The sequence below is a fragment of the Imperialibacter sp. genome (assembly GCF_040222815.1).
Classification (GTDB): Bacteria; Bacteroidota; Bacteroidia; order Cytophagales; family Cyclobacteriaceae; genus Imperialibacter.
Window position 1 is genome coordinate 177,595 of record NZ_JAVKCH010000039.1, and the last position, 13,019, is coordinate 190,613.

Annotated in this window: 17 protein-coding genes; 3 read left to right on the forward strand and 14 right to left on the reverse strand. The window is 47.3% G+C overall.

What is annotated here, in order from left to right; translation table 11 throughout:
- Positions 1-7: 7 nt before the first annotated feature.
- The 14 genes from RIF36_RS19570 to RIF36_RS19635 all read right to left on the reverse strand — a co-directional run bounded on the left by RIF36_RS19570 (position 8) and on the right by RIF36_RS19635 (position 10,336).
- Positions 8-391 carry a DoxX family protein gene (locus RIF36_RS19570; protein WP_350129071.1) on the reverse strand — a complete coding sequence of 128 codons (384 nt, stop codon included), beginning with the start codon at positions 389-391 and terminating at the stop codon, positions 8-10.
- A complete protein-coding gene (locus tag RIF36_RS19575; protein ID WP_350129068.1) occupies positions 388-804 on the reverse strand; it encodes a hypothetical protein in 417 nt (138 codons plus the stop codon). Before RIF36_RS19575 ends, RIF36_RS19570 begins: the two co-directional genes overlap by 4 nt.
- Position 805: 1 nt before the next feature.
- On the reverse strand, positions 806-1,600 hold the full coding sequence (locus RIF36_RS19580; RefSeq protein WP_350129065.1) for an SDR family NAD(P)-dependent oxidoreductase: 795 nt from the start codon (positions 1,598-1,600) through the stop codon (positions 806-808).
- A 102-nt stretch (positions 1,601-1,702) separates the two neighbouring features.
- The gene (locus RIF36_RS19585) at positions 1,703-2,545 is read right to left on the reverse strand and encodes an AraC family transcriptional regulator (protein WP_350129062.1); all 843 of its coding nucleotides are present in this window, start codon (positions 2,543-2,545) and stop codon (positions 1,703-1,705) included.
- Between the two features lie 21 nt (positions 2,546-2,566).
- Positions 2,567-2,995, reverse strand: coding sequence for an SRPBCC family protein (locus RIF36_RS19590; protein ID WP_350129059.1), 429 nt, complete (start codon positions 2,993-2,995; stop codon positions 2,567-2,569).
- A gap of 109 nt (positions 2,996-3,104) precedes the next feature.
- Complete coding sequence (locus RIF36_RS19595) at positions 3,105-3,368, reverse strand: DUF3368 domain-containing protein (RefSeq protein WP_350069848.1); 264 nt, start codon at positions 3,366-3,368, stop codon at positions 3,105-3,107.
- A gap of 23 nt (positions 3,369-3,391) precedes the next feature.
- The gene (locus tag RIF36_RS19600; RefSeq protein ID WP_350129056.1) at positions 3,392-3,607 is read right to left on the reverse strand and encodes a PIN domain-containing protein; all 216 of its coding nucleotides are present in this window, start codon (positions 3,605-3,607) and stop codon (positions 3,392-3,394) included.
- Positions 3,608-3,611: 4 nt separating this feature from the next.
- On the reverse strand, positions 3,612-3,854 hold the full coding sequence (locus RIF36_RS19605) for a UPF0175 family protein (RefSeq protein WP_350069845.1): 243 nt from the start codon (positions 3,852-3,854) through the stop codon (positions 3,612-3,614).
- Between the two features lie 113 nt (positions 3,855-3,967).
- Positions 3,968-4,441, reverse strand: a complete 474-nt coding sequence (locus RIF36_RS19610) for a hypothetical protein (RefSeq protein ID WP_350129053.1) — start codon at positions 4,439-4,441, stop codon at positions 3,968-3,970.
- 174 nt (positions 4,442-4,615) lie between these two features.
- Complete coding sequence (locus tag RIF36_RS19615) at positions 4,616-5,089, reverse strand: hypothetical protein (protein WP_350129050.1); 474 nt, start codon at positions 5,087-5,089, stop codon at positions 4,616-4,618.
- Positions 5,090-5,137: 48 nt separating this feature from the next.
- Complete coding sequence (locus tag RIF36_RS19620) at positions 5,138-5,962, reverse strand: DUF4349 domain-containing protein (RefSeq protein ID WP_350129048.1); 825 nt, start codon at positions 5,960-5,962, stop codon at positions 5,138-5,140.
- Positions 5,963-6,017: 55 nt separating this feature from the next.
- Positions 6,018-6,512: a BP74-related protein gene (locus RIF36_RS19625; protein WP_350129045.1), complete on the reverse strand. Its 495-nt coding sequence runs from the start codon at positions 6,510-6,512 to the stop codon at positions 6,018-6,020.
- A gap of 93 nt (positions 6,513-6,605) precedes the next feature.
- A complete protein-coding gene (locus RIF36_RS19630; RefSeq protein WP_350129042.1) occupies positions 6,606-7,223 on the reverse strand; it encodes a Uma2 family endonuclease in 618 nt (205 codons plus the stop codon).
- A 173-nt stretch (positions 7,224-7,396) separates the two neighbouring features.
- A complete protein-coding gene (locus RIF36_RS19635) occupies positions 7,397-10,336 on the reverse strand; it encodes a WD40/YVTN/BNR-like repeat-containing protein (RefSeq protein WP_350129039.1) in 2,940 nt (979 codons plus the stop codon).
- 181 nt (positions 10,337-10,517) lie between these two features.
- Between RIF36_RS19635 and RIF36_RS19640 the strand changes: the two genes are divergently transcribed.
- From RIF36_RS19640 to RIF36_RS19650, 3 genes are all read left to right on the forward strand, one after another.
- Entirely contained in the window at positions 10,518-10,757 is a 240-nt protein-coding gene (locus RIF36_RS19640) for a DUF1059 domain-containing protein (protein WP_350129036.1), read from the forward strand.
- Positions 10,758-10,844: 87 nt separating this feature from the next.
- Complete coding sequence (locus RIF36_RS19645) at positions 10,845-11,201, forward strand: bleomycin resistance protein (RefSeq protein WP_350129033.1); 357 nt, start codon at positions 10,845-10,847, stop codon at positions 11,199-11,201.
- A gap of 495 nt (positions 11,202-11,696) precedes the next feature.
- Positions 11,697-12,599 carry a hypothetical protein gene (locus RIF36_RS19650; protein WP_350129030.1) on the forward strand — a complete coding sequence of 301 codons (903 nt, stop codon included), beginning with the start codon at positions 11,697-11,699 and terminating at the stop codon, positions 12,597-12,599.
- Positions 12,600-13,019 lie beyond the last annotated feature (420 nt).

The window sequence follows — 13,019 nt, forward strand, 5'->3', positions numbered from 1 at the left end:
CTTCTGCTCAGCTCACGCTGACGGCCTTGCCATGAAGCCTTCTCCCCTCAGGCCTTAGCGCCCACGAGACCATCGCCAGCGCAGCTATGGCCAGCGGAATTATCACCATCAACAGGCTGTGACCTGTCGCTAATCTGGAAAAAGCAGCGCTGGTAAGGTCAAATAATATTCCGGCATAAGCCCACTCCTTGAGGCGTGCAAGGCCTGGGAGAATAATGGCGATAGCACCCAACAGCTTCCATGTGCCAAGCAGGTAGAGAAAGTAAGCGGGGTAGCCCAGCATGGCCATATCATGCGCTATGTGATCAATTGGGAGAAGGTTTCCCAGACCAGTGGTGGTAAAGGCTGCTGCAATTAGAATTGTTGATGCCCAGTAGGAAAGCTTTTTCATGAACTGATTGATCGATATTGAGATTTTGCTATCAAACGCAGATTGAATAGTGTATAGATCAACACTACGAGCGGAATAAATGGCGGCTTGATCTTCAGCGGCAGCACATCGGTAGGCACATTGGGCAGGAGGTGGACGTAACAAGCAACCAGCATCATGATGCCTAGTGAGCCATGACCCGCTAGCAGTGATACCTTTTTTGAGGCAGCAGAAAATGAAAGGAGCCACGGAATGAGCAGCAACAAGCCGGTGACTATTTCACCGCCAATGCCCATGGGATAGGCAACAGAGGGCATTCCGGAAGTTTCTATTTGAGTGGCATACCACGTTTGAAAGGGATCTGTAAACTTCAACAGGCCAAAGGCAAGACTCATGGACCCGAGAAGAATGGAATTGGTTCTGATGGTTTTCATGCTAGTCGATATTGTTGTTCTTTTTAAACACTTTGGCCATCATTGCCCGTGAAAACGAGGCTGGCACCACGGTATTCATCACTCTGTATTTCAGGCCGGGCAATACCGATGGCCGATTCTTCCTCAACCCTTCAAGTGCCTCACTCACGCATTGTTGCACCGAGAGCGGCTTCATGGGCAGGTTGTCTTTCGTAAAGCCAAGCAGCGGCAGCACCGGCGTTTCCGTTGGGCTGGTGACCAGCACCGTGATGTGGATGCCACTGGCTTTAAGTTCGGTGTTGAGGGCTTTAGCCAGCGCCTGCACCATCGCCTTTGTGCCCGACTCATTGGCCATGTAGGGAAGCCCATCAATGGCACCCATAGCTCCGGTTAGCAGGATGCCACCTTTACCTGCAGCCGCCATTTTCCGTCCAAAATGATGGGTCAGCGCAATGTGGGAAACCGCATTCAGTTGAATGGTGGACATAAGGTGATCAAAACTGAAGCTGAGGAATTTGCCGGGTTTTCCGGTACCGGCGTTTGATATCAGCAGGCCAATATTTAGCTCACTCGTGCTTTCAATCACTTTTTCAACGCCAGCTGGCTTGGAGAGATCGGCCTCGATCACTGTATAGTTGATGCCGTGTTTTTGCCTCAGCTCTTGTCCCAGGGTCTCCATCAGCGGCTTTCGTCTGGCTACCAGGATCAGGTCAAACCCTTCGCTCGCAAGCTGTCTGGCAAACTCCTCTCCAATACCAGCTGAAGCTCCCGTAATCAAAGCCCAGGGGCCAAACTTTTCTTTGTCTATTTTTTTCATGGTTACTGTGAATTATCATATCCACAGCAAAAGTCCGGGCTCTGCACGTATTTGCTTTGTACAAATAGGTCAATGAGTTGACTATTCTGGTCGGGGAGGTGTCTATGCCTTCAAAGAACTCCGGTAATCGGACGGGGACAACTGAAAAGCGGCTTTGAAAGCCCTGGAAAAATGGGCTACATCATTGAAACCAGTTTGGAACGCTATTTCGCTCACATTTAAGGTACTTACGCCGAGCAACTCCTTCGCCCGTTCCAGTCTTTTGGTGCGGATGTAATTGGCGGGACTTTGATGGAAGCTGGCCCGAAACGAGCGCTGGAAAGTAGATACACTCATATTGGAAAGCCTGGCGAGGTCTTCCAGGGAAAGGCCGGAAAAAACGTGATTGTTGACCACGTCCCTGATGTTGACCTGTCGGGGGGTGAAGAGGTCAGAAAACAGCTGAAGCATCGAGTCGGCATTTTTAGTCTGAACGAGCAGCAGCACAAGCTCCTTTACTTTGAGTTCAAGCAGCTCATCGCTGACCAAAGCAGGGTTGTCGAAGTAGAAGTAAAGGTTTTCAATAAACTTCCCGATCAGCTGGTCAGGAATTACCTTTCTGAAAAATGAATTTGATTCCGAAGCCTTTACAAAAGACGGAATCTCATGCTTATAAACGCTTCGGAGGATATCAGGATAAAGGTGCACAACGAGAATCTCGTATGTATTGGAAGCCCCATGCTTAATCAAATCAGCAAAGTGGCTGCCGCACTTCAGCAGCACAGAGTCTTCCGGCTTAACGGGCAGCTGACCAGAGGGCGAATTGATCCTCGCTTCACCAGCGGAAAAGTGTATAAAACAGGCTTCTTCGTGGAAGTCAACAGCAAATCGAAAAGGGGCCTTAATGACAACCTTTTCGATCAGGCATTTGTTACGATAGTCAAACTTTTCGTGACTGATGACCATCGTTATAGTTTAGTGCATTGCTTAGACACTTTCCGTGTGGTTTTTAAAGTTATCAAGAATTGCCTGCCAACCACCCCGCTGCATTTCGATTGGGTTTTCTTTTTCAGGGTCAAAGGTCTCCACCACTTTGGTTTTGTTGCCCTGAGCAGTGAAAGTTATGTTTACCTGGCGGCCATCGGCCAGGCCATAGGCAATTTGCTCATTTTTTTTCACGAGAGAGTAGACTCCTTCAAAATCGAAGCTGAAGCTGCCGTCCTTGGCGGCCATGGTAGTTTTGAATTTGCCGCCGGTTTTTGGGTCGTTTTCAGCAAAGGGAGCATGCCAGTCGTCGGAGGCATGGCACCATTGGGTAATGTGCTCAGGCTCGTTCCAGCAGGCCCAAACTTTTTCAATAGGAGCATTGACAACGGCTTCTATGGTGATAGGTGCAAGGGTTTTGTTATCGCTCATGACTTTTGTGTTTAAGTGAATGAATGATACAAATTTAGGTGAAAGCTTCAAAGAAGAAGCTTGCTTAAACCGGCAAATTCGAGGGGGGATTGCGGCAGGAAGTATTCTTTTACTCTCCAACTGCGTCAAGCGCTGCCTGGATAAGTTTTTGGTGCAATCTAAATTCAATTTTTGAGGTGAGGATCTCTATTTCTGGCTTCAAGAGGGGTATTAGGCCGACAGTTTTTGCCTGAACAAGGATACCCAAAAGTCGGATCAAGCAATATTTCTGGGGGATTAATTTTTTTAACAAGAGTATTATGTCATTACATAAAGAAGCAAAAGGTCCAAGCGGGACGCATTGAACCAGTTTTGCTTCTTTATTGTCTATCATTCGCCAAATGGTACAACGTTATTTCAGCGTCTTACTCCCCAGATTTTCCACTTGATCATCTTTACATTGATCCAGGGCGTGTTTATGTCTTCTATAGAGTAATTGTATTTTTCGAGCGTGGATAGTTCTGAGTAAACTGTAGGAGTGAGAAGAACGTTGTGAAAAAGGCTTTGGAGAAGGTGTAGTTTGTTAATTGCCAGCAGACCAGTAATAACCGAACTATCACTTACTACTACCAAGTTTTCAGGAGTTGAAAGATTTGATAGTTTTCAAATCGTCAGAAAGATCATTCAAATCATAGTTAAGATACTCGTTTCTGTAAGCGAGTTCTCTTTGAAAAGCGATTTTATCTAATGAAACAAGCTCACAAGCCTGACCAATTGAGAGCTTGCCGTGTTTGTACAGCGCAATAGCCAATTCCAGCTGGAGTTCCTCGCTGCTTAGGCCTGTGTTGTCTAAGATAGTATTGTCGATCACCAGAGTCATCTACTTGCTTTTAGTAAAGATAGAAATTTATCACTTCACATGTCAGGTTTAAAACGACGAAGTAACGGTAAAGAGTTTCCTTTTTTTGAAAATCAGTTATTTGCTGAGGCAAGTCACTCAATCACCACCATCTTCTTTTTGCCCTTTATTTTGAACTTTTCCCTGATGAATAGGCGGCCGATCAATCCTGCGCCAATCAGTGAGCCGCTGATGATCATGGTATTTTTGTCAAAACGGCCTGTGTTGATCACATCGAGGGCCAGGTAACCAGCGCCGCCAATCATGGTAAGCTTCACAAACTTGTAGCCGAAGGCAAACCAGGCCCTGGTTTTTTGATCAGTATAAAGCACTTCGAAATTGTTAGGGTGCACCTCATAGCCATCGAACAATACCAAGCCGTCTCTGAATCCTTTGATTTGGTCGGTCACTTTGAAGTCGTTGTCTTTGATGCGGAAGGCGATGACCTCACCGGCAAAATACTGAGCCTCACGAGTATTGCTTTTGTGGAACAGCAGGTAAGGCTGCTGAGCCAGGAGTGGGAAAGATATCAAACCAACGAGGGAGAGCAGTAGCAGAGTTTTCGGCATAGTTAGCAATGTAGCAAGAGATATTTATTGAAATGGCATTAAAACTCCGCCCGCTCACCAAAAAGACATCGCCAGCCGTTAGCGGCCATGATGGTGTTTTTACTTTGCTTCCTGTAGATTTGCAATAATGGCTAAAACTATTCTTAGGGAAGGGGATCAAATTGCTCGTGAATATCAAGCAATGACCACCAACTTCAGTTTCCCCTTGATTTTAAAGACCCTTCTGAAGATGACATGACTTAAAACACCGGCAGCAATAAGGGAGCCGCCCAGGATGATGGTGCTTCTGTCGGTTTCATAGTTGTTCAGTAAATCGAGTCCGAGGTAGGCGGCGCCAGCAATGGAGCAGAGCCTCGACAGCTTGAACCGCAGGGCAAACCAGATGATGGTTTTGTCGTCCATATATAGGTGGGTGATGTCTTTTGGATTGACTTCATAACCATCGAAGAGTATCAGGCCGTCTTTAAAGCCTTTGATCTGGTCAGTCACCTTGAAATCGTTGTCTTTGATGCGAAAGGCGATCACTTCTCCTGCGTAATACTTCGCTTCCCTTATCCTGCTTTTATGAAACAACAGAAATGGCTGCTGGGCAAGGCATTCTGACGCAATGAAAAATATGAAAAGCAGGGCAAGCAGGTGTTTGACCATGGGCAAAGACAAGATAAAAGAAGGGGAGCAAAAGCTCCCCCTGTGGTTTTAAATATTTCTGCGCCTTCTTCTTATCCGCACTATGATTACGATTGTGAGGATAATTAGCACAAAAGGCCATAGCTCCACCGTCCATACCATAAAGCCCAGGAACTTTGCCCAGCCTACTCCAAAGCCACTTCCTATTTTGTAGAAAAAGCCAAACCCCTCGGCATCGGTCTGGTAAAAGTTGATCCAAAGTGTGGCAAACTTCACCCGGTTTTGCAGGTAGTTCATGCGGCCCTGCATCGATTCAATGTCGGTTCTCACCTGCCCCAGCTGCGACTCGATAGCTACCATGTCTGTTACCGTTTTGGCTTGTTTGAGCAAATCGATATAGCGGGCTTCCAGCTCTTTCTTGGTTTTCAGCCGGGTTTCCACATCCACATACTCCTCTGTCACGTCGATGGCATTCACATTCTTACTGTCGACCTTGCCGGCGTAGGAAGAAATGGCGGCCATAAATACCTCAAACTTGTCGTCGGGAATGCGAACGGCTACGCTCTGCTCAATCATACCTTCGTTCTTGTACATGTTTTCATTGAAAACATAGCCGCAGTAAGCCGTTACAGCCGAATCAAGGAAGGTGCGTGTTTTGCTTACGTTTTCAGTTTTGAAACGCATGTTGCCTTCCCTGATGAGCTTACGTTCTATGGTATTGGGGGCGTCGCCAGAGTGCATCTGGGGAGCCTCTTCGGTAGCAGCCATCTTGCGATCAGCAGCAGGGGCCATTTCGCTGCTGAAACCCATGGGTTGGCCGCCGGAGTTGTTGTTGCCGCATTGCGTGAATAAAAGCACCAGCGCCAGGCCGGTCAGTTTGATTGTGTTGTTCATCTTTAATTTGTGTTTGAGCGATCTCCGGCATTTTTCATGCCATTGGCCCTCCTTTTTATTTTTTTATTTCCTCTGGTGACACTTCTCTCTGCACGGTGTATCCCCAGAAACCGATATTGCCAGTGCCTTCTTCCTGGCCTGTGTTTTCGAACCACCAGTCCATGTCATTTTCTACGTCCTGGGGCCCGCCGTCGAGAATTTCAATAGTGGAGCCAGCGAAACCGCTAAATTCCGTCACTTTCCACGACCAAGTGACATTTCGAAGCAAGTCTTTGTTCAGGTAGGTTTCGGTGCCATTGGTTGCCGCCACTTTAGCCACAACCAGCCTGTCCAGCGCTTCGTTGTTTCTATCAGCAACGATGGCCCTTGCCTTTGCAATGTCTTCAGCGCCGGAAAGTGGCAGGATGTAGGAGTCGCCCTTTTCTGTGCTAAACTCAGTGACCAGAAAGAAGACGGTGGTTTCGTTTCTGGGAATGTCGTCGTCGGTTACTCCGCAGCCTGCAAGTGTTAGTCCGCTCAGAAGTAAGATAAAAAAATGTTTGATGCTCATAATTAATTTGATGTTTGAGCGATAGGACACCAGGAAGCAGCGTGGAGTTGGTGGATGGGTACAAATATTTCTGCAAAGATGTGCTTGCAGAAACTATTCGAAAATATCGCCTACTGTGAGGTTGATTGCGGAAAGCATGCCGCATTGAACATGATCGCTGCCGCAAAGTCTGGCGGCAGACAGGTAATGGCCTTCTGCGTTGAGAAGAAAAATCTCCACGATGTTGTCGTTAGGAAAGACCAGCCAATACTCGTTGACCTTGTGTTCCCTGTAAAGCTCGAACTTGTCTTTGAGATCTCTGGAAGCTGTCGAAGGGGAAAGGATTTCAATAATTAGGTCAGGCGCTCCGACACATCCTTTTTCGTCAAGTTTTTCATTGTCACATACAATGCAAACGTCGGGCTGTACCACAGTGAATATCTTTTTGTCGTCATCTCCCGGGTTGTTGGGCAGGCGGACGTCAAAAGGCGCATGGAATAGCTTGCATGATTTGTTTCTAATATGGGGGCCTATATGGCTTATAAGATTGGTGCTTATCAGTTGATGCCGTGTCAATTGACCAGCCGACATCTTGAAGATTTTTCCTTTGATGATTTCGACCCTTTCCACAAAGGCCCAGCGGAGATAGTCGGCATAGGAATAGGAGACTTCCGGGTCCAGGAGGGTGAAGTCTTCGATGCGCTCTTCGGGGAATTGGTATTCTTTGGGCATAAACGAAAATACACAACTTGTAGAAGTTTTCCTGCATGCCCCCACCGATTCCATTCCGGCCTTTTCACTTGCTAATCAGTTGTTCAAAGGGGCTTCTGGAAGTTAAATAAAGAGAAAAAGGTCCAAGTGAGACACTTGAACCAGTTTTTCTCTTTATTTAACTACATAATTGCTTAGCCCTTTCTTTCAGGCCGTTTTCTTGGTTCGTCTACTTTTAGTTTGGTGGTGGACGTCTCTTCTCCCTGGCTAATGGTAACTGTGTAGGTGCCGGGTACGAGGTAGGTTTTGCCATTGTCGGCCTTTTTCACTGCTTTGGCTTTTTCTTCTCCCAGCTCTACTTTAAGTGCTTCTACTTGTGCGTCGGCTACCGAGAGGTCGTAAGCGTAGTAGTTGAGCCCTTTGTCGGCTTTTACTGTTGTCTCATATACTTTGGTGCCTTTGTCAGAAGCAAGCGTCAGTGATACGTCGCCGCCAGCTTTCGCATAGAACGGCAGCGTTTGGCTTGGCTCATTCACTGGTCTCCATTGGCTGAAGCCTGGCATGCCCCAGCGCTCGCTGTGCGTCACCTTGTCGGTGTCGAACAAGTGCAGCGTTTTGGCCAGCACATCGCCAGTCAGCATTTGCAGGTGGGCCACATTGCCGATGTAGATCGAGCGACCGTGCGTGCCTACGATCAGGTCTTTTTCCCGTGGGTGAATGGCCAGGTCGTGAACGGCTACGTTGGGCAGGCCACCATCAAAGGCCATGAAGCTGGCACCTCTGTCTACCGATACATACAAGCCGTGGTCGGTGCCTACGTACAGCACATTTTCATTTTCAGGATCTTCTCTGATGATGTTTACAGACTCTTTGGGAAGGTTGGTGCCAATCTTTTTCCAGGTAACACCATAGTCCTCCGAAACATAGATGAGCGCATCGAAATTATCCCAGCGGTAGCCGTTGAGCGAGGCGTACACCCGGCTTTCTTTGTGTTTGGAAGGCTCCACATTGCTCACCCAGTAGTTCTGAGGCAGCCCGTTCATCATCTTTGTCCAGCTGTAGCCGCCGTCTTTGCTTACGTGGATCAGCCCGTCGTCGCTGCCGGTGTAGAGTAGTCCGAAGCGGGTGGGGGACTCAGCAATCACTGTCAGGGTGCCGTAGCTTACGTTGCCCTTTTTGCCGCCGTTGGTCAGGTCGCCCGACAAGGTTTCGAAGTTGTCGCCTTTGTCCATGCTGCGGTGGAAGCGGTTGGAGCCCATGTAGAGCACGTCCTGGTTGTGGCGGCTGAGGAAAATGGGCGTTTCCCAGTTCCAACGGTAGGGCCGCTCGCCCAACTCATGCGATGGTGTGATGCGCTTGCGGTCGCCGGTTTGTGAGTTGCCCCTTACGTAGTTACCAAACTGCAGCCCGGTGTAGTAAGTCAGGTTGTCTCTGAAGTCGACCTGCACCTGCATACCGTCGCCGCCGAAAATGGATTTGTAAGGATACTGGCCCTCTGCCTGCCACCCATTACTGAATTCGTAGGTGCTCGGCCCCATCCACACGCCGTTGTCCTGCAGGCCGCCGTACACATTGTAGGGGCTGGCCATGTCGTAGGTCACTGAGTAGAACTGACCCAGCGGAATGGGGTTACACTTGTTCCAGGTTTTGCCATCGTCGTAAGAAATGTTGATGCCGCCGTCGTTGCCGAGGATGAGGTGACCAGTGCGGTTGGGGTTCACCCACAGGGCATGGTGATCGCTGTGTACGTTGTCGTTGTCGATCGACTCCCAGGTTTTGCCGCCGTCGAGTGAACGCACGATGGGCACGCCCATGGTGTAAATATGGTCGGGGTACCGGGCGTCGATGCGCACCTGCCCAAAGTAGTAACCGTAGCTGTACACCAGGTCTTCGATGTAACCTGCGTGTGTTTTGAACCATGTTTTCCCACCGTCGTTGGAGCGGTACATTTCTCCGCCTTTCACTTCGGTGTCAAACAGGAGGGAATTGGCGTCTTCAGTGTATTCCACCAGGTCGAGCGGCTTTACTTTGCCGGCTTCCATGTCTTTTTTAATATCGGGTGCATTGTATTTCTGAGGAAATCGGTTGGCATCCAGGTAGGCATTAATGTCCTTGTTGTTGAGTGCCAGAAAGTCAGCTTTCGAAATAGATCTCAGCAGGTCTTTGGTGACCTTGTCTTCCTCTTTTTTCTTGTCATCCTTGTCACGGAAGTCCTGGTTGTCGAGCATGGCATACACAATGGACGGATTGGACACCGACACCTCCAGGCCTATGCGCCCCACACCTTTGGTAGTAGGGAAGCCGCTGGCCTCCGTATTGATTTTCGTCCAGTTGCTGCCACCGTCGGTGCTTTTGTAGAGGCCGGAGCCTTCACCTGCGCCGTCGAAGTTCCATGCCTTGCGGTCTTTCTGCCAAAGGGCTGCGTAAAGGATGTCGGCGTTGGAGGGGTCTTTTGCCAGCTCAATAGCACCCGACTTGTCGTTGCTGAACAATGTCTTTGTGTAGGTTTTTCCACCGTCTATCGTTTTGTAAACGCCTCTTTCGGCATTGTCGGAATAAAGGTGGCCCAGGGCTGCCACCCAGAAGGTGTTGGGGTTTGTGGGGTGCAGGACGATCCTGCCAATGTGATGGCTTTCTTCGAGGCCCAGGTGGGTCCAGGTTTTGCCATTGTCGGTGCTTTTGAACACACCATAGCCGGAGTAGGAGGAACGGCTGGAGTTGTTTTCGCCAGAGCCCAGATAGATCGTTCCACTGTTCCAGTCGACAGCTATGTCGCCTATCGACATCACAATCTCATTTTGGAACATAGGGGTGAAGCTGATGCCGTTGTTTTTTGTTTCCCATAAGCCACCAGAGGCATAGGCCACATAAAAGTGGGTAGGGTCGGAAGGGTCTACTTCTATGTCATCCACCCGGCCGCTCATTACTGTGGGCCCCACATTGCGAAAGGGAATGTTTTTCACCAGAGAATTTTGCTGAAGAGCCAGCCTTTGCTGGTAGCCCTGCCAGCGCTCTGCGGCGGGTGTTGCTTTGGGTACTATTTCGGTGGGAGCAGCCTTTTTTCGCTGCGCCAATGCTGGCAAGGCCAGGAAAAGGGTCAACGATAAAGTGATTAGTAGTTGTCTGTTGTTCATTTGAATCCTCTTTTTTTGCACTATTTAACTAAAAGTAGGCAAAGGTGAAATGTGAATAGTGGTAAGTGGGGTGATGTTGGTCGTGGATTAATCGGCAAATTGACTACCTTTAAGTAGGTGTCGACTGTAGAAATGCTGAATAAGGCTGTTTATCCCAAACATTTACACAAACTACCCTACTATGAAAACGATGACCTGCCGACAGTTGGGAGGGGCTTGCGACAAAGCCTTCCATGCTGCCACGTTCGACGAAATAGCTCAGCTAAGCAAAGCCCACGGCACTGAAATGTTTCAAAAAGGAGATACGGCCCATCTCGAAGCGATGCAGGCCATGGGCGAGCTAATGAAATCGCCAGAGAAAATGAAAGCCTGGTTTGACGCAAAGAAAAAGGAATTTAAAGCGCTTCCTGATCATTTGTAAAACTGCGTGGCGGCTTGTGCGCCTCGTTTCTTGATTCCAATCAAGTGCTCATACGCATGGTAGTGTATAAATTGCCTAAAAAAAGATATGCTCACTTCCGTTGTTCCCAAGCTTCCTTTTATCAATAAGCAGCAAACCGTCAATTTTTATGTGAATCAGCTAGGTTTTACTCTGCGGTCCGATTATGGCGACTACCTGATCATGGACAAAGACGGGGTGGAGTTGCATTTCTTTTCATTCCCCACTATCGTTCCGGCCAAGTCCGACTTTATGATTTATTTGCGTGTGGACAGCGACATTGAAAGTCTTTTTGAAAAGTGCAGGCAGGGCAGTTCGGCGGTAAAAATCATCACCCGTTTGGAGTCGAAACCCTGGGGGCAAAAGGAGTTTGCCATCGCCGACCCCAACGGTACTTGTCTCACGTTTGGGGAGGCGTACAGTTAAAGTGCGAAATGCAGCCATTTCGGCTTCTTTTTCGAATATTATTGGTAGAAGGCGTTTGTGTCTCATTCTTTCACCTTTTGCCTCTTTATTCTTCGCAATACAGCCCACCTTCGTATGCTACGTCGTAAACTCCTCTTCAGAAAAGTCCAGTTTTCGCAGAGCTTGGGTTGCTAAGGGTGTAAGACCTATACGTGAACTGGCTGTTGTTCGAAGATAAAACGGTAACAGAGTCTTGTACGATTTTAGAGCTATTTGCGGCGAATATGCTGATTGATAAATATGCCTATGTAGCGTCCAAAAAAATCACCGTTAAATAGTGCGCTAACACGAGACATTACCGGGCCTCACCCGCAAGGAAATCGCAGTAGGGATTGCAGTCCCCGCACACATTATGTATTTTTATTTCCCGATAGCTATCGGGAGCGTGGCTATTTGCGGAGGGCAGCGGTATCTCTTACCTATCCCAAGAGTTGCTTCTGGGCGTTCACTTGGAAAATGAAAACACTAAACATCAAAAACACAATATTAGGAACTGTTCTGTTTTTCCTCACGTCGTTTGCATTTGCACACCCAACAGGAAATATGATTACTATTGGTGAGAATGTGCTATGGTCATATATAAACCCAATAAATGACCTAAACCATTATGCCTGTGTAATGATTTGGAAAAAAGGTTCTCAACCAAAAGTGTTTATTCAATCCGAGTATGCAGCAAGTGATTTTATGCTTTACAATAACCAAAATGAAATCTACATTATAGAAAGGAGGTTTTTGCAAGCATCCGATGAATTTCATATAAGGGTTCTAAAATCAACAATTGGTTCGCAGCCAAAGGTTATTTGGGATTGGTTCAAAGACGATTACAGGATTGGAGAAGGTGGATTTTTTATGCTTTCTGACAATCAAATGGTTTTCGGGAAATACCCTGAAATATATAGCTCGAAAAAAGGAGAGCAGCCCAAAAAGTATTTTGAATTTGACCTTCCAATAAAAAGAATCCGGGCTGTTGAGGACAGCCAAATCCTTCTTTTGGATGATGAGGGTTGCTATTTGGTGCAACAAAATGGAAGCATCCTTGAACAATGGAATGAATTAACTGATCCTAGTGTGCAAAATTCGCCATTGAACCGAAATCAATTATTTGACGCAGATTATTCTAATGGAGAATTACTGCTTTCTTATTGGGGCAGAAGATCTTTTGATTTAATTGATGCAAAAGGAAACCGTCAAATTATTCTTCAACAAACTGAGCCATTGACACCTCACTGGGTGGCATTCTGGAACAAAGAAAAACTATTGTTTTCATCGCAATTGATTTTTGACGGAAGCACCCCTAAACCTCACTTAACCCTACTGAATGAACAAAACGATCAGAGGGTAGTATGGAGCATACAGTAAAAAGACATATTTATTCGGTGGCCTCTGTTTCGCTGTTAACGTTTCAGTTTGGCGTAGCTCAAACAAAAAGCAAAACAGACTCTGACTCAATCGACACGGTGTTGTTTAAGGTAACGTCTTCCAATAACAATCACGTTTCATAACTATTTGGAACCCACTACGCTATTGGAAAAGTAGTTTTTGACCGTGGCCAAAAAGTAATGAACAGTTTGGGCTTGTAGATCAGGACATGGCGGTGGCTTCTAAATAGGGCAAACGCATTTAAAACAAATTGGACAAATTATTATCAAAGCTGTTTTTCTACCCCTGCCCTTAAGGGTGAAACAGCTTTGAAATTCTCCTTTCCCTTTAGGGTCAGGGTAAAAAGGAAGAATTTCAAAGCTAAATAGTTTTAAATGCATTTGCCCTGGGCTTCTAAAT